The sequence below is a fragment of the Flavobacterium ranwuense genome (assembly GCF_004349315.1).
GTDB classification, from domain to species: domain Bacteria; phylum Bacteroidota; class Bacteroidia; order Flavobacteriales; family Flavobacteriaceae; genus Flavobacterium; species Flavobacterium ranwuense.
Window position 1 is genome coordinate 487,156 of sequence record NZ_SMLH01000001.1, and the last position, 16,374, is coordinate 503,529.

Here is a 16,374-nt window from a genome sequence, read left to right on the forward strand (position 1 = left end):
ATACACTGACTGAATTAATGTTTTTTGATTATATTTGGTTTAGATTTCTAAATCAAATAGAATGGAAAATTATTTAAAAAGAGCGTTATTTCAAGATTTTGGTAAAAAAGTACTTCCTAATAAAGTATTAATTTTACTGGGCGCACGTCGTGTTGGAAAAACCGAACTACTAAAAAATTACCTTCAAACTATTCCTGACGGAAGTTATTTACAACTGAACGGAGAAGATATCAATGACGCTAATTTACTCAAAGAACGTTCCGTAGCGAATTATAAGCGATTATTACACAATATTGATTTATTGGTTATAGACGAAGCCCAAACTATTCCTGATATTGGACTTATTTTAAAACTAATTGTGGATTCTATTGAAGGAATCAAAATCATTGCAACAGGTTCCTCCATATTTGATTTAAACAATACTCTTGGCGAACCATTAGTAGGACGAAAAAACACTTTGTTTCTTTTTCCATTAGCACAAATGGAATATTCCCAATATGAAAATTACAAACAAACTACAGAAAAATTAGAGGAAAGATTACTCTTTGGAAGCTATCCGGAACTGATTCAATATTCAGATTGGGAGGATAAAAAAGAGTATTTGTATGAAATCATCAATTCGTATTTACTTAAAGATATTTTAGTATTTGATGGAATAAAACACGCCGATAAAATATATGATTTGCTGCGATTGATAGCCTATCAATTGGGGAAAGAAGTTTCGTTGCAGGAATTAGCAAATCAGTTGCAAATGTCTAAAAATACAGTTGCTACTTATTTAGATTTGCTTTCTAAAGTGTTTATTATCTTTAAGGTAGAAGGGTTCAGTCGCAATCTTCGAAAGGAAATTGTGAAATCCAGTCGTTGGTATTTTTATGACAATGGTATTAGAAACGGTATCATTAATAATTTCAATCGATTAGATTCCAGAACAGATGTAGGTGATTTATGGGAAAATTATTTGGCAGTAGAACGCGTTAAAAAGCAAAATTATTTAAAAATAAAAAACAATAATTATTTCTGGCGCACTTATGATCAGCAAGAACTAGACTGGCTTGAAGAAAAGGGAGAAGAACTGGCTGGATTTGAGTTTAAGTGGAGTGAAACCAAAAAAGTTAAAATTCCTACCGCTTTCGCAAAAGCCTATCCGGATGCTACTTTTGAAGTCATTAACAAGAGTAATTATTTAGATTTTATAACATAGAAATATGCTATAAAAACCTGCAGTATACCAATTAAAAAAAATTTCCATAAGAAAGATGTTTTTGAAGTTTTATGTCGGAAAACAAGCATCGCTAATCCAGAACCAATTGTTCCGCCAATTACACTCGTAAGCAATAAATTACGTTCTGAAATACGCCATTTTTGCTGTATGGCCAGTCGTTTGTCAACTCCTATTATTGAAAAAGCAACTAAATTAATAAGCGGAAAATACCAGAATAAAAAAGACATAAATAAGGAGTTTTGACTCAAAGATACTATTTTAGCAACATGATTTTATAATCTTAAATTTAAAATGACTAATATACAATTCATATCAAAAGTCGTTGCCACTGCAGTGATAAACATTCAAAACACAGTTCAATTATTACAAGAAGATTGTACCATTCCGTTCATTTCGCGTTATCGAAAAGATACAACAGGAAATCTCGATGAAGTACAAATAGAACAAATTGCCAAACTCCAAAAGGAGTATGAAGTAATCGTAAAACGCAAAGAAGCGATTTTAAAATCGATTCAGGAACAAAATGCGCTTAGTCCAGAATTAGAGAAAAAAATCCAGCAAAGTTTTGATTTACAAGAACTGGAAGATTTTTATCTGCCTTTCAAAAAGAAGAAAAAAACCAAAGCCGATGTTGCCCGTGAAAACGGATTGGAACCGTTAGCCAAAATCATTATGGCGCAAAATAATGACGATGTCGATTTTATATCCACACAATATTTGAATGAAAATGTCATCAATGAAGAAGCAGCGTTGCAAGGAGCCAGAGAAATTATTGCCGAATGGATTAATGAAAATATTTATGTTCGAAAGCAACTCAGAAGATTGTACGAACGCAAAGCAACCATCACCACCAAAGTAGTAAAAACTAAAAAAGACGAAGAAGCAGCCCAGAAATTCAATCAGTATTTCGAATGGTCAGAACCGTTGACGAAAGCGCCTTCGCATAGATTGTTGGCGATGCTTCGTGCCGAAAACGAAGGTTTTATCAAGTTTAAAGTAGAAGTTGATATCAATGAAGCATATGATATTATTGATGCGTTAGTTTTAAAAGGTCAAAATAAAACCACGCCACACGTACAATTAGCTATCGAGGACAGCTATAAAAGATTATTGAATCCGGCGATTTCAAATGAAGCCTTGCAAGAAGCAAAAGCCAAGGCTGATGCCAATTCTATTCAGGTTTTTGCGAACAATCTCGGGCAGTTACTACTGGCACCGCCTTTGGGTGAAAAACGAATTCTGGCAATCGATCCGGGATTTAGAAGTGGTTGTAAGATTGTTTGTTTGGACGAAAAAGGAGATTTGTTATACAATGAAACCATTTATCCGCATGCGCCACAAAAAGAGGAAGCCATGGCGATGAAAAAAATTCGTTCGATGGTGAATTCGTATAAAATTGATGCCATTTCAATAGGAAACGGAACGGCTTCACGTGAAACGGAATTCTTCATCAAGAAAATAGCTTTTGATAAACCCGTTCAGGTTTTTATCGTTTCCGAAGCAGGAGCATCTGTGTATTCTGCTTCAAAAATTGCCAGAGATGAATTTCCTAATTATGATGTCACAGTTCGAGGTTCAGTTTCTATCGGACGGCGATTGTCAGATCCATTGGCCGAATTGGTAAAAATTGATCCAAAAGCCATTGGCGTAGGCCAATACCAGCACGATGTGGACCAAAATAAGCTAAAAGAAGAATTAGACAGTACGGTGATTCGGTGCGTGAATTCTGTTGGAGTAAACATCAACACGGCGAGTAAACATTTGTTGAGTTATGTGAGTGGAATAGGAGAGAAGCTGGCCGAAAATATTGTACAATATCGCTCTGAAAACGGCCCTTTTCAAGATAGAAAACAACTTAAAAAAGTGCCGCGTTTGGGTGAAAAAGTGTATCAACAAGGTGCTGCATTTATTCGAATTTCGAATGCAAAAAATCCTTTGGACAATTCAGCAGTGCATCCCGAGGCGTATGGAATTGTAGAGAAAATGGCAAAAGATTTGAAACTTACAGTGAATGATTTGATTGCCAACAAAGAAAAAACGGCTTTGATAAAACCCGAAAATTACATTACGCCCGATATTGGAGTTTTGACTTTGAAAGACATTATTAAAGAGCTCGAAAAACCGGGATTAGACCCTAGAAAAGCAGCTAAAGTATTTGAATTTGACCCGAATGTAAAAACGATTAAAGATGTAAAAACAGGAATGGTTTTACCTGGAATTGTCAATAACATTACCAATTTTGGTTGTTTTGTGGATATTGGAGTGAAAGAAAGTGGTTTGGTTCACATTTCTCAACTCAAAGCAGGTTTTGTGAGTGATGTGAATGAAGTGGTCAAATTACACCAACATGTTCAAGTAAAAGTCACTGAGGTTGATGAAGGCAGAAAACGTATCCAGTTGAGTATGATACTTTAAAAAATAAAAAAAAGGCTTTTCAAATTATGAAAAGCCTTTTTTTATTTTGTTTCTTCTTCTTTTTTATCAGCTGGTTGACTGTCTTTGGCTGCGTTTTTAAACTCTTTAATTCCGCTTCCTAAACCTTTCATTAATTCTGGAATTTTTTTACCTCCAAAAAGTAATAAAACAATGGCCAATATAACAAGGATTTCTGTAACACCTATACTACTCATAATATGATAATTTATGCCGAAGCAAATTTGTAATAAATCTAAAGGCAAAGGTAAATAGAATTTGTTAACGGAATCTCATTTTGGTACATTTATTTGGTTTTAAAAGCGTTAAAAATTTATTAAAAATAAATTTAGTTTAAGAAAAGTGAACAAAAACAAGCGAATACAATCAACGACAATAATTGTTATATTTGTTCAATAATAAAAAAGTATGTCAAAAAAACGACTAAAACGACGCAAAATCAAAGAAAATTTATTCAATAAACGACGTTTAATAATACTTAACGAAGATACTTTTGAAGAGACATTTTCTTTGAAACTTACTTTAATGAATGTTTTTGTGGTAGCGACTCTAGGGGCAATAATAATTACAATCATTACCACTTTTGTTATTGCTTTTACTCCTTTACGAGAATTTATACCAGGCTATTATTCCTCAAAATTAAAGAAAGACGCAATGGGACTGGCTTTAAAATCAGATTCTTTGTCACGAGCCTTAAAGAAAAACGAAGCCTATATCCAGTCGATTCAAAAAGTGTTGACAGGAGAGTTAGAATATGCAAAATTCAATAAAGATTCGATACTTTCGGCAGCAGATGAAGTACCTTCTCAAGCTGATTTATCTGCATCAAAGCAAGAATTGGAATTGAGAGAGCAAGTAGCGAAAGAAGAAAAAAATCCCCTCCCAACTTCCCCGAAGGGAAGGAGACAAGACACAAAAAAATAACTCTAATAATGTCAATAAAATCTACTGCTGCAAAATTATTTGCACAAAAAATATTCAAAAAAACACAACTTTGGGCCAATAATCCTATTGAAACTCAAAAGAAGGTCTTACAAAAATTAATCAAAGAAGCGAAGAAAACACAATTTGGCATTGACCATCATTTTGACCAAATAAAAAATGAGAAAGATTTTGCAAAACAGGTACCGGTTCGGGATTATGAGGCATTGAAACCTTATGTTGATAAGGTGGTAAAAGGCCAGGAAAATATCCTTTGGAAAGGAAAACCGCTTTATTTTGCCAAGACTTCCGGAACTACTTCCGGAGCTAAATATATTCCGTTGACTAAGGAATCCATGCCTTTTCATATTGAGGCGGCTCGAAATGCAATTCTACATTATATACATGAAACAGGAAACGCTGATTTTGTTGACGGCAAAATGATTTTCTTGCAAGGAAGCCCAATATTGGAAGAAAAACATGGAGTTAAATTAGGAAGATTGTCTGGAATTGTGGCGCATTTTGTTCCAAAATACCTTCAAAAAAACAGGATGCCATCTTGGGAAACAAACTGTATCGAGGATTGGGAAACCAAAGTAAATGCGATTGTAGAGGAAACATTTAATAAAGACATGAGGGTCATTTCTGGTATTCCGTCTTGGGTTCAAATGTATTTTGAGAAATTACATCAAAAAGGAGGGAAGCCCGTGGGAGACATTTTCAAAAACTTCAATTTGTTTATTTACGGCGGTGTAAATTACGAACCGTATCGCGCTAAATTTGAGAATCTGATAGGGAGGAAAGTAGACAGTATTGAGTTATTTCCTGCTTCGGAAGGTTTTTTTGCGTATCAGGATTCCCAAAAAGAAAAGGGAATGTTACTGCTTTTGAACTCCGGAATTTTCTATGAATTTATAAAAAGTGATGAATTCTATACTGAAAATCCAAGACGATACACCATCGGAGAAGTGGAACTGGGAGTGAATTATGTCTTAATTATTTCTACAAATGCGGGACTTTGGGGGTATAATATTGGAGATACCGTTCAGTTTACCAGTTTAAAACCATACCGAATCATAGTATCGGGAAGAATCAAACATTATATTTCGGCTTTTGGGGAACATGTGATCGGTAAAGAAGTAGAAAGTGCGTTGCAGGAAGCAATTATCGGAACGAATATCCGCATTAATGAATTTACTGTTGCGCCTCAAATTACACCAGCAGAAGGATTACCGTATCACGAATGGTTCATAGAATTTGAGAATGAACCGGAGGACAGTGTGTTTTTTGCGGAAGCGTTAGACAATGCGATGCGCAAACAAAACATGTATTATGATGATTTAATTGTGGGGAAAGTGTTGCGGAAAGTGGTTGTCACCAAAGTGGCTAAAAATGGATTCCAAGAGTATATGAAATCGATAGGTAAACTGGGTGGACAAAATAAAATCCCAAGACTTTCTAATGACAGAAATATCGTAGATTTATTAAAAAATAAATAAAAAAGTTACCTTTGAAGGTTAGAAAATAATTAGAAAATGAAAGAGACCAAAAATATATCACGCTCTAGAGCGCAAGAATCATCGGCGGCAATTGAAAAAATGTACATCACCATGCGTCATCTTTTCAATAGAGGATTTTATAAGCCAATGGGTGTTTCTGGAGATACATTGAGAGAAGCATTATTGGCATTAAGCCCAGAAATATATGGAAATATTGCAGATGAAAAAGTAGAATTAAATGGGCTTTTGTACGTTATAGAGCGTCTTCCGGTAGGAATTGAAGAATGTCGATTTATCAATTTAACTTCGGAAGAAGGCTATTCAAAATCTCATTTTCAAGCGATTGTTCCGCCAAAAAGACGCCGCAATTGTTACCGAATCGATGAGGAACAAATGAATGTGGAAATCACCCGCGGACGCTCGGATATTTATGATATTTTGACGCATTTGACGTTTATTTTCATCGAATCACACAAAATTAGAAACAGAGTTTTACTAGATGACGCCGGAGAAGTATCCCGCGATTGGTTCAAACTGGAACAAGCCGTTTCTCAAAAGAAAAAATTGACCCTTGTAGAAAAAGAAAAAGCCATATCCCATGCTGCGAATATTCTGGGGAGAACATTTGAGGAAGTGTTGGATATTTATGATGCATTTGGTTCAACGGCGGCGCCAGATCGATTTTTGCACGTTATTTTTTGGTTGGGAAAACTCGCTATTGAAGAAATAGTAGACGATAATAAGAGAACGATTACCTTTAGTCCTATTTTAAGAGAACGATTGGGACATCATATTCACGGTGAAATTTGGGCTACTAACATCAAGGAGGTTTTAAAAGACAATCAACTTTTGGACCGTCCGATTCATGTGATTAGTGCTAACATGCACAGTGTGATGAACTCTATTTTTGCCACTGAGGTTTTAAAAACGAAGTTTATAGACAAATCTGATTTCTTTATTTATGAAGAGTTGAGTAAGTCTGGCGCTCATGAAGTTCGAAATCAGGTTTCGGCGGTAGCTTTGAAACACGGAATGATTTCGTTGCCGGATACATCGGGAACAAATATTGACGTTCAGATTTTTGATACAGCCAAAATTGATTGGTCCAAAACATCATTTCCAAAGGCAAATACCGGAGATAAAAAACCAGTATTGATTGTTATGGATTACGCTTTTGGGGAGCAAGCTTATGAAACGATAGATGAGTTATTGAAACCGTATAAAAAAGCTACTTTACTTAATGTAGAATCAGTTTCTATCATGGGAAAAGCGGGAATTCTGGAAGGTGGAAAAGGAGATATTATGATTCCGAACGCACATATCAATGAAGGAACTGCGGATAATTATTTTTTCGAAAATGAATTGACTGCAGATATGTTTGAAGGGAATGATATTGCTGTTTTTGCCGGACCAATGGTTACTGTTTTGGGAACTTCATTACAAAACAGAGATTTATTGAAGTTTTTCTATGAATCAACTTGGGGAGTTATTGGATTGGAAATGGAAGGTTCTTATTACCAAAAAGCCATTCAATCGGCATCAAAAATTAGAAAAAGTGTTCCTCATGATATCAAAGTGAGATATGCGTATTATGCATCAGATAATCCTTTGGAAACCGGTAGTACATTGGCTTCAGGCGGGCTGGGAACTACGGGTGTAAAACCTACTTATTTGATTACCATTAAAATATTAGAACAAATTTTCAACGCAAAATAAAAACATAGGATGAGCAAAAACCAACCCAACAACCAAGAGGATCAGGAAATTGATTTGATGCAAATTTTTAAAAAAATAGGAAGTTTTTTTAAAAATATTAATACGTTTTTATTTAGATGTATTCAATTTTTTGTAAAAAATGCGATTGTAGTCTCAATTTTGCTGGTAATTGGAGTTGGATTAGGGTTTTATTTAGACGCAACAAAAAAAATCTATAATCATCAAATTATTGTTACTCCAAATTTTGGGAGTACGGATTATTTATATTCAAAGATTGATTTGATAGAATCAAAAATCCAAGAGGGAGACACCGCTTTTTTAAAAGAATTTTTAGGTATAAAAAAGCCTAAAGAATTAATAAAAATTGAAATTAATCCAATAGCGGATGTTTATAAATTTATTGAAAATAAACCGGAAAATTTTGAATTAATCAAGTTGATGGCGGAAGATGGTGATATTAAAAAGACGGTCGAGGATAATTTGACCAGTAAAAATTATACGTTTCATAAGGTATCATTTATCACAGGAAAATTAATCAACAATAAAGAAACAGTTCAGCCATTATTAGACTTTTTGAACGAAACCGATTATTACAAGATAATTCAAAAAGAAGAAATAAACAATATTCAAATTAAGATGATCCAAAATGACTCTATAATTTCACAAATAAATGGAGTTTTAAACGGATTTTCTAACAGGGTAAATGGCGCTACAAAAAGTGAGAAACTGGTTTATTATAATGAAAACACACAGTTGAATGATATTATCAAGACTAAAGAAGTTCTAATTAATGAGCAGGGAACCCATAGAGTTAGTTTGATAGGTTTAGATAAAATTGTAAAAGAAAACAGTTCAACACTGAATATTGAAAATAAGAGTTCTGTCAACGGAAAATTAAAATTTGTTCTGCCAATGTTGTTTATTCTGGGCTTTATTCTTTTCCGATTGTTTATCGCTTTTTATAGAAAACAAGCTTTAAAAGCATTACAAAACAGCTAATAAGTAGGGTAAAACGATTGTAAAGTAAAAAATAATTCAAGAACAGATAAATATATAAAAACAAATTTCTCTATAAGAAATAAAATATATTTTTGTAAAAAAGCACAAATGAAAATAAAAGTAATAGCAGCAAGTTTTTTCTTAACATTAGCATTAGTTTCTTGTAAAAAGGAAGATAAGAAAGAAGTGGCTGCCCCAGCTGAAGAGGTAAAAGCCAACACATTTGATGTTACAGTTGAGTTGGTGATTAAAAAAGATGACGAATTAATCCTTTTTTATAAAGACCCTTCAATTAATTATTTTGACGAAAAAAATACCGTTTATTATGGTTTGAAAGGTAAACAAGAGGCTCAAACCGTAATATTCAGCATTCCTGAAGGAGTTATACCAAATGATATTCGTTTTGATATTAGTTCGAAAAAAGATCAAGAACCGGTAAAAATTAACGCCATAACTTTAAGTTTTGAAGGCAGAACATTTAGAGTTGATCAAAAAGATTTGCTAAAATACTTTACGCCTAATGAATTTATAGCATTTGATGAGACTTCGTCGACAGCGACTTTCCTTCCAAAAGGAGATCAATACGACCCGATTTTTAATACAAAACCAGCAATTTATATAGCGCTTGAAAAAGTTAGCGGGGTTAAATTATAGTTTATAATGAGCAAAATTTTCAAAGGCTATTCCTGTTAAGGCGTAGCCTTCTTTTTATATAAAACACACGAAACAAATGTTTAGTTTTTTTAATAATGTCCCATACGATAAAAAGCACAAAATATTAGTTTCTAATTTTGTTTACCTTGCTATACTCCAAGGTCTAAATTTATTATTACCCCTAATTACCTTACCTTATTTGGTCAGCGTTTTGGGAATAGAAACTTTCGGATTACTGTCTTTTTCATTAGCATTAATCACCTATTTTCAGATTGTTACAGATTTTGGATTCAACGCAATCGCTACCAGAGATATTTCGGTTGCAATCGATGACAAAAAAATGCAACAAGATATTTTTAACGATGTAATGTCTACAAAATTATTTTTGCTTGTTTTCTGTTTCCTTTTGATGTCAATTATTGTTTTTAGTTTTGAAATATTCAGAAATCATTGGGAAATTTATTTTTTCTCCTTTGGATCGGTTCTTGGTCAGGCTATTTTTCCAGTTTGGTTTTTCCAAGGAATGCAAAAAATGAGATATATTACCTATATAAATTTATTCACAAAAATTATTTTCACCATCGCAATTTTTGTTTTTGTTAAAGAACAAGAGGATTATTTTTTAGTTCCTATTTTTAATGCTTTAGGCTTTATTAGCGCCGGAATCATATCTTTTTATTTTGTGAAGAAGCACTTTGATTTACCATTAAAACTACAATCCTTTCAAAGAATTAAAAACCAATTAATTAAAGGGAAATATGTTTTTTTGTCCGAATTAAAAATTTCTTTATTTACCAATACCAATACATTGATATTAGGGATTTTTGTAGGCAATCAAGCAGTTGGTTATTTTAGTGGTGCAGAAAAATTAGCGAGAGCAATTGGGAATTTCCAAACTCCCATTTCGAATGCCTTGTTTCCTTTTTTGGCTAGTGAAATGATTTCAAATAAAATACAGACGATTAAGAAAATAAATAAGATTACAATAATTGGAGGAATATTTTTTTCGGCTATAGTGCTCTTGGGATTCTTTTTTTCTAAAGAAATAATAACATTAGTTTATGGACAAGCGATGAATCCAGCCATCATTTTATTTAAAATATTGATAATCATACCACTTGCATCATTCTTAGACACGATGTTTGGTAAACAAATTTTACTAAATTTAGGGAAGGATAATTTATATTTTCGGGTCATCTTATGGGCAACCGTTTTAAACATCAGTATAAATTTAGGATTAACCTACTTTTATAAAGAACTTGGAACGGCAATTGCGCTTACTATTACACAAATTTTTATCGTATTAGGAATGTGGTTTTATGCAAAAAGAGAAACGGATAAATTCTGCTAATAAAAGAGCCATGACACAAATTAAAGTAAGCGTCATAATTCCTGTATACAATGCAGAAGAATTTTTGGCTGATTGTATTCAATCGTTGATAAGTCAAACATTAGAGGAATGTGAGTTTATTTTTGTCAATGACGGCTCAACTGATTCCAGCCAGCAAATTATAAAACAATTTCAAGAAAAGGACCATAGGATTATCCTAATAAATCAAGAGAATGTAGGACGAAGTGCCGCTAGAAATATAGGGATAATTGATGCTACGGGGAGATACATTGGTTTTGTAGATTCAGATGATTTTGTTTTGGAGGAGATGTTTGAAAATTTATACAATAGAGCAACTGAATTTGATACTGACATAGTTATCTCTAATTATTTTTTGGGAAGAGATGATAAGTACATTATTAAAAATGCAATATTTCCAGTGAATATATTGTATGATCAAAATTTCATTCAAAAAAATGTTATTCCAAATTTATTAGAAAGAGAAGATTTGTTTGCAGTTTGGAATAAAATTTACAAAAGAGAGCTTATTATTTCTCATAGCATTGTTTTCCCAAATGAATATGAAGAAGATCAAATGTTTAATTTATGGGTTTTTAACACGGTTTCGAATGTGCTTTTTATAGATTATGCAGGCTATTTTTATAGAGAAGTTTTTAATGGAGTATCTAAGAATATATTTAAAATAGATTATTTTGGGATAGCTCGTCAAAAACTTCATGTAGATTATAAAAAAAGATATAACCTAACGATTCCTTACGGGGAATTTGAGAAACTAAAAGCAATTCGATTTATCCAGAAGGTTTTTTATTTACTATTTAAGTATGCCACAGCAGAAATTTCTTTTAGTGATAAACTTAAAAAAATACAAATAATGGTTTTTGATCCAGAAGTCAATATGCTATCAAAGAAATACCATAAAGACATTTTAAAAAACCAAGGAATATTTGAAGCATTGGTTTTGAAAATTATAAAAAACAAATCTGTAGCTGGTTTATATTTATTAGTTTTAGCGGTTAAATTGACCTATCACCCAAAAACTTCAGAGATTATTCGAAATTTAAATAATTTTAAATTCAAAAAAACTTAAAAATATTGCTCAGAAAATTATATACAATATTATTTTTTTTAGGACTTTTCTTCTTTCCGTTCAACGAGTATGAAGGGATTCCTTTTTTGGGAGAATTTAAAAGTGAAGCAGGAGCCCTTTTTTTGATGTTAGGGTTTTTATTTTTGCTTCTTGAAGTTGTAGTGACAAAAAGAATATTTGTACCATACAAAAGTCCTATTTTTCAAATAGGTGCAATTTTTTTAATCTGGTGTTTTATAAGCACTTTACTCAATGTAGTTTCGGTTTCAACTAATTATTTTAAACATACTGGAGGTATAAATAGGTTTATTAGACAATACTTTGCATTGCTGATTTCCGGTTGTTTTTTCTTGATTTTATATTGTAATGTCTTTATAAAAATGGATCTAAAAGAAATCCTTTTTAAAATTAGAAAGGCATTTTTCTATTCGTTAGTTATTGCTTCAATTTACGGATTTTTAGAAATTTTGGTTTCTTATTTTGGCATAAATTCAGTGTTTCCAGTTTTAAAACTTTTTGATTATTTTCCTTTTTTAGAAGTTAAAATTGCAGGATTAGGTAGAATCTCATCTATAGCTTATGAACCGCCTTTTCTAGCTATTTATTTAATTACAATTGCTGGCTGGATGTTTAGTTATATTCTGACAGAAAAAGGAATTTGGAAGTTTTTTCCAACAATTGCAATACTGCTACTGACTTTTTTCTCAGGTTCAAGAACAGGTTTAATAGTAGTTTTTTTTCAACTATTTATTTTTACGACAATATTGTATAAGGATAAAAGATTCAAAGTTTATGTTGTTTATTCTTTGATTGGTTTTTTTGCACTTTTTTCGGTAATGCTTATTTTTAATGGAGAAAAAGTTACTAAAGCATTGACTGAAAAAATAGAATCATTAGATTTTAAAGGAAATTTAAAGAATAATATTTCAAATAAATCCCGATTTGGAATGCAATATGCTTCGTTACAAGTTTTTAAGGAAAATCCTATTGTTGGGGTTGGTTTTGGACAACAAACATATCACAGCAGAACACATTATCCAACTTGGGCTACAAAAGATAATTATGAGTTTGATTTGATATATAAGAATAAGAATGTAAAATCATTCCCTCCGGGATATAATCTTTATACCAGATTGTTGGCAGAAACGGGTATAATTGGGTTTTTGATTCTATTGGCATTAATTTATTATTCTATAAAACAAACAAAAATATTCATAAAAAACAGTACTGGAGAGAAGCAAATCCTGTCTTATATACTATTAATTTCATTTTCAGGTTTATTTATTAATTGGTTGCAGATAGATACTTTTAGAATTTATGGTATTTGGCTTTCCTTAGCTATTTTGATGCGATTGTCTCAAGAAAAAATAACGATAAATGAATAAGGTTATTCTTTTAATTCCTCACTATAATAATCCGCTTGGATTAATGGCATCTGTGGCATCAATAGAAGCTTCAGAAGCATTAGATGTCGTCATTGTGGATGATGGGAGCATCAATGAAAGAATTAACGAAACAGCTATAAATAGTGCTTTCAAATCAACAGGAAAAATTACTTATATTTATTTAGAAAATAATGAAGGGGTTGAATCTGCGCTGAACCATGGCTTAGATTATATTGTAAAGACAAATCAATATCATTTTATTGCTCGATTGGATTGTGGGGATACTTGTATTGGTAAACGGTTTGAAATACAAGAAAAATTTCTGGTTGAAAATCCTGAAATAAAATTAGTGGGTTCGAATGCTATTGCTGTGGACCCAAAAGGTAATTTTTTATACAAGACTTTACTTCCAGAAAAGAACCAAGAAATAAAGAACAAAATGTTTACTAACAATATGTTTCTTCATCCAACAGTTATGTTTGCAGAAGATATTATAGCTATTGTTGGGAAGTATCCCACAAATTATAAAGCTGCTGAGGATTATGCTTTTTTCTTTAAAATTGTAAAAGAATTCAAAACGGCTAATCTGCCAGAATTTCTGCTGCAATATGAAATTAATCCATCAGGGATTTCGTTTTCAAAAAGGAAAGTACAAGTCTGGAGCAGAATAAGGGTTATTAAAGATAATTTTTATCTTGGTTTTTGGCCTGTTTACGGAATTATTAAAAATTTGATTTTGTATATTTTACCCCATTCGATAATTCAAAAAATAAAAAGGCTCAAAGAATGATTCAAAGAATGAGTGTGTTTTCAAAGAAAGAAAGCTATCGCAATATTATTCTATTATTAGTATTGGCGTTGTCTTTTTCAAAATCAATACCCAATATTATTTTGGGTGTTGCTCTGTCGTTTTATGCCGTATTGCTTTATCAAAAAGAAATAGTTTTTCCAAAAAAGCACTATTTTTATCCTTTTGGGTTACTTTTCCTGTATCTCCTAGTTAAGTCTATTTTCAGTTCATCAATTGGTAACGAAGTAAATGTTTTTAGTCGATTTTTAATAGTAATTGCACTTCCAATAGTATTTATTCCCGTTCCAAGAAATAAAATAATTTGGGTTTTTATAGCATCGGTTTTTATCGCTACGATTATTGCTCTAATTAACACTTCAGTTTATTATTTAAAGGATAAAACGCTTCCTTTCAGTAATGGAGAAGACGTAAATAGAATTTTGATAATAGAAAGGCCGTACATGGGATTTATATGCCTTGTCGCATTAATTTTATGCCTATATATGGTAAAAGAATTTCCAAAATTTAAGAAAGGACTATTGGTTTTGGGTTTGTTTTTTGGAATTTTTATCTTTTTTATTGCGGCAAGATTGTCTTTAATCACATTAATTGGAGTCGCTTTAATTTATCTATTATTCTATTCGGGTTTATCCGCTATAAAAAAAGCAATAATTATTACAGTTTGTTTTCTAGCCTTATTTACTGCTTTGTTGAGTTATAAAAATTTGTCAAACAGATTTTTTGTTACCGACAGTTTTCAAACGATGAAAGATTATGAACCAAGAGTTGTAATCTGGAGTTGTGCATCAGAGATAATTCGTTCGTCTGATTTTAATTTAATTTTTGGAAGTAAAAGCTTCAATTGGATGCAGGAACAATACGTTGAATGTTATGCTGATTCTATTACAAATGAAAGTAAAAAAGCATGGTTTTTAGCTAAAAAATATAATTCTCATAACCAATTTATTGATTTTTTTCTAGTTGGTGGTTTTTTAGGATTGGGACTGTTTTTATTTTTTATTTTTTCTATGATGAAAAATGCTATAGGAAATTTTTACTTTTTTTCAATCGTTGTTTCTTTAACGTTATTTTTTTTAATGGAAAATGTATTAAACAGACAATTTGGCTGTTATTTAACCGCAATCGTATTTTCTATAACCGCAAAATATAGGGATGAAAAAAATTAAAATTGCCCATATTCTCCATTCCGTAGGAGGTGTTGATGTTTCGTTGCGACTAATTCTTGAAAACAGCAATCCATTACAGTTTGAAAATATCGTAATCCATGGAATTGTTGATACAAAAGAAGGATTTTATGATAAAAATAAAGTACTTGTTACCGAATATAAATTGCCTATATCGAGAGAAATAGCGATTGCAAATGATTTTATCTCAATAATAAAAACATACAGAATACTAAAAAAGGAAAAACCAGACTTAATTCATTGTCATAGTGCAAAAGGCGGTGTAATTGGAAGGATGGTTGCAATTTTAACGGGAATTCCGGTTGTATATACTCCGCAGGCATTCTCCTATTTAAGTACAAATAATAACTTTAAAAGAATGGTTTTTCTGTTCATTGAAAAATTATTATCCAAAGGGAATGTCACTCTTTTAGCTTCTTCAAAGTCCGAAATGAATCGAGCTATTAATGAAGTAGGATTTGATGAAGAAAACGTATTGCTTTTTAACAACGCCATACGACCTTTAACAGAAATAAATTCTTTATCCATAAAGAAAACTTGGCCCGATAACTATATCTGTACGGTGGGAAGACCATGTTATCAAAAAAATATTGATGAAATGATTCGCGTTTTTTATGAAGTAAAAAAACAGCAGGATATTCATTTAGTGATTATGGGTGTTGGTCATTATGCGAGCCAGTTGCGAATGATAAAAAAAATGATTTCAGAATTTGATTTATCAAATAACATAACACTATTAGATTGGGTCTCGCGAGAAGATGTGCTTCACATAATAAGTAAAACACAATTGTATATTTCAACTGCACGGTATGAAGGTTTGCCTTATTCTGTAATTGAAAGTTTGGCGCTATCGATTCCTTGCATTGTATCAAATTGTGATGGGAATAAGGACTTAATAGTAGATAATTATAACGGATATTTAATCAACGAAAACGATACAATTAGGTTTAGTAAAAAAGTCATTCAATTATTAAACGATAAAAATAAACATGCAGTGTTTTCAATAAATGCAAAGAAAACCTTTGAATTGAATTATAATATTATTGAAAAAATAAAAGACTTAGAAGCCATTTATTTATCACAAAAAGTTAAATAATGAAAGTGTTTTT

Annotated in this window: 15 protein-coding genes; 13 read left to right on the forward strand and 2 right to left on the reverse strand. The window is 31.8% G+C overall.

Annotated elements, in window-relative coordinates; all coding sequences use genetic code 11:
* Positions 1-61 precede the first annotated feature (61 nt).
* A complete protein-coding gene (locus E0I61_RS02090) occupies positions 62-1,204 on the forward strand; it encodes an ATP-binding protein (RefSeq protein WP_132069077.1) in 1,143 nt (380 codons plus the stop codon).
* Here the strand turns inward: E0I61_RS02090 and E0I61_RS02095 are convergent.
* On the reverse strand, positions 1,183-1,452 hold the full coding sequence (locus E0I61_RS02095; protein ID WP_131990813.1) for a DUF1294 domain-containing protein: 270 nt from the start codon (positions 1,450-1,452) through the stop codon (positions 1,183-1,185). The two genes, E0I61_RS02090 and E0I61_RS02095, sit on opposite strands and share 22 nt — an antisense overlap.
* A gap of 64 nt (positions 1,453-1,516) precedes the next feature.
* On the opposite strand from E0I61_RS02095, the gene E0I61_RS02100 reads away from it, so the two are divergent.
* Positions 1,517-3,640, forward strand: a complete 2,124-nt coding sequence (locus E0I61_RS02100; RefSeq protein ID WP_132069079.1) for a Tex family protein — start codon at positions 1,517-1,519, stop codon at positions 3,638-3,640.
* A 41-nt stretch (positions 3,641-3,681) separates the two neighbouring features.
* Here the strand turns inward: E0I61_RS02100 and tatA are convergent, their stop codons facing one another.
* Positions 3,682-3,855 carry a twin-arginine translocase TatA/TatE family subunit gene (gene tatA, locus E0I61_RS02105; RefSeq protein ID WP_131914599.1) on the reverse strand — a complete coding sequence of 58 codons (174 nt, stop codon included), beginning with the start codon at positions 3,853-3,855 and terminating at the stop codon, positions 3,682-3,684.
* A gap of 211 nt (positions 3,856-4,066) precedes the next feature.
* Between tatA and E0I61_RS02110 the strand changes: the two genes are divergently transcribed.
* From E0I61_RS02110 to E0I61_RS02160, 11 genes are all read left to right on the forward strand, one after another.
* Positions 4,067-4,582: a peptidase gene (locus E0I61_RS02110; protein WP_131990809.1), complete on the forward strand. Its 516-nt coding sequence runs from the start codon at positions 4,067-4,069 to the stop codon at positions 4,580-4,582.
* Between the two features lie 8 nt (positions 4,583-4,590).
* Complete coding sequence (locus tag E0I61_RS02115; protein ID WP_132069081.1) at positions 4,591-6,078, forward strand: GH3 auxin-responsive promoter family protein; 1,488 nt, start codon at positions 4,591-4,593, stop codon at positions 6,076-6,078.
* Positions 6,079-6,114: 36 nt separating this feature from the next.
* Positions 6,115-7,794, forward strand: a complete 1,680-nt coding sequence (locus E0I61_RS02120; RefSeq protein ID WP_132069083.1) for a DUF6909 family protein — start codon at positions 6,115-6,117, stop codon at positions 7,792-7,794.
* A gap of 9 nt (positions 7,795-7,803) precedes the next feature.
* The gene (locus E0I61_RS02125) at positions 7,804-8,793 is read left to right on the forward strand and encodes a hypothetical protein (protein ID WP_132069085.1); all 990 of its coding nucleotides are present in this window, start codon (positions 7,804-7,806) and stop codon (positions 8,791-8,793) included.
* A 108-nt stretch (positions 8,794-8,901) separates the two neighbouring features.
* Entirely contained in the window at positions 8,902-9,447 is a 546-nt protein-coding gene (locus E0I61_RS02130; protein WP_132069087.1) for a hypothetical protein, read from the forward strand.
* 76 nt (positions 9,448-9,523) lie between these two features.
* Positions 9,524-10,798 (forward strand): oligosaccharide flippase family protein, encoded by a 1,275-nt coding sequence (locus E0I61_RS02135; RefSeq protein WP_132069089.1) that lies wholly within the window; start codon positions 9,524-9,526, stop codon positions 10,796-10,798.
* Positions 10,799-10,808: 10 nt separating this feature from the next.
* Positions 10,809-11,885: a glycosyltransferase family 2 protein gene (locus tag E0I61_RS02140; RefSeq protein WP_165930165.1), complete on the forward strand. Its 1,077-nt coding sequence runs from the start codon at positions 10,809-10,811 to the stop codon at positions 11,883-11,885.
* A gap of 380 nt (positions 11,886-12,265) precedes the next feature.
* A complete protein-coding gene (locus E0I61_RS02145; protein WP_165930166.1) occupies positions 12,266-13,270 on the forward strand; it encodes an O-antigen ligase family protein in 1,005 nt (334 codons plus the stop codon).
* Positions 13,263-14,060 (forward strand): glycosyltransferase, encoded by a 798-nt coding sequence (locus tag E0I61_RS02150; RefSeq protein ID WP_132069093.1) that lies wholly within the window; start codon positions 13,263-13,265, stop codon positions 14,058-14,060. Before E0I61_RS02145 ends, E0I61_RS02150 begins: the two co-directional genes overlap by 8 nt.
* Positions 14,057-15,247: an O-antigen ligase family protein gene (locus tag E0I61_RS02155; RefSeq protein ID WP_132069095.1), complete on the forward strand. Its 1,191-nt coding sequence runs from the start codon at positions 14,057-14,059 to the stop codon at positions 15,245-15,247. Before E0I61_RS02150 ends, E0I61_RS02155 begins: the two co-directional genes overlap by 4 nt.
* Positions 15,234-16,361: a glycosyltransferase gene (locus E0I61_RS02160; RefSeq protein ID WP_132069097.1), complete on the forward strand. Its 1,128-nt coding sequence runs from the start codon at positions 15,234-15,236 to the stop codon at positions 16,359-16,361. Before E0I61_RS02155 ends, E0I61_RS02160 begins: the two co-directional genes overlap by 14 nt.
* The last annotated feature ends 13 nt before the right edge of the window (positions 16,362-16,374 follow it).

What these genes read in the sequence shown, in the direction of transcription:
- E0I61_RS02150 (WP_132069093.1), top strand. Translation starts at nt 13,263, where the DNA reads ATGAATAAGGTTATTCTTTTAATTCCTCACTATAATAATCCGCTTGGA.
- E0I61_RS02115 (WP_132069081.1), top strand. Translation starts at nt 4,591, where the DNA reads ATGTCAATAAAATCTACTGCTGCAAAATTATTTGCACAAAAAATATTC.
- E0I61_RS02140 (WP_165930165.1), top strand. Translation starts at nt 10,809, where the DNA reads ATGACACAAATTAAAGTAAGCGTCATAATTCCTGTATACAATGCAGAA.
- E0I61_RS02160 (WP_132069097.1), top strand. Translation starts at nt 15,234, where the DNA reads ATGAAAAAAATTAAAATTGCCCATATTCTCCATTCCGTAGGAGGTGTT.
- E0I61_RS02145 (WP_165930166.1), top strand. Translation starts at nt 12,266, where the DNA reads ATGGATCTAAAAGAAATCCTTTTTAAAATTAGAAAGGCATTTTTCTAT.
- E0I61_RS02155 (WP_132069095.1), top strand. Translation starts at nt 14,057, where the DNA reads ATGATTCAAAGAATGAGTGTGTTTTCAAAGAAAGAAAGCTATCGCAAT.
- E0I61_RS02135 (WP_132069089.1), top strand. Translation starts at nt 9,524, where the DNA reads ATGTTTAGTTTTTTTAATAATGTCCCATACGATAAAAAGCACAAAATA.
- E0I61_RS02100 (WP_132069079.1), top strand. Translation starts at nt 1,517, where the DNA reads ATGACTAATATACAATTCATATCAAAAGTCGTTGCCACTGCAGTGATA.
- E0I61_RS02090 (WP_132069077.1), top strand. Translation starts at nt 62, where the DNA reads ATGGAAAATTATTTAAAAAGAGCGTTATTTCAAGATTTTGGTAAAAAA.
- tatA (WP_131914599.1), bottom strand. Translation starts at nt 3,855, where the DNA reads ATGAGTAGTATAGGTGTTACAGAAATCCTTGTTATATTGGCCATTGTT.
- E0I61_RS02130 (WP_132069087.1), top strand. Translation starts at nt 8,902, where the DNA reads ATGAAAATAAAAGTAATAGCAGCAAGTTTTTTCTTAACATTAGCATTA.
- E0I61_RS02125 (WP_132069085.1), top strand. Translation starts at nt 7,804, where the DNA reads ATGAGCAAAAACCAACCCAACAACCAAGAGGATCAGGAAATTGATTTG.
- E0I61_RS02120 (WP_132069083.1), top strand. Translation starts at nt 6,115, where the DNA reads ATGAAAGAGACCAAAAATATATCACGCTCTAGAGCGCAAGAATCATCG.
- E0I61_RS02095 (WP_131990813.1), bottom strand. Translation starts at nt 1,452, where the DNA reads ATGTCTTTTTTATTCTGGTATTTTCCGCTTATTAATTTAGTTGCTTTT.
- E0I61_RS02110 (WP_131990809.1), top strand. Translation starts at nt 4,067, where the DNA reads ATGTCAAAAAAACGACTAAAACGACGCAAAATCAAAGAAAATTTATTC.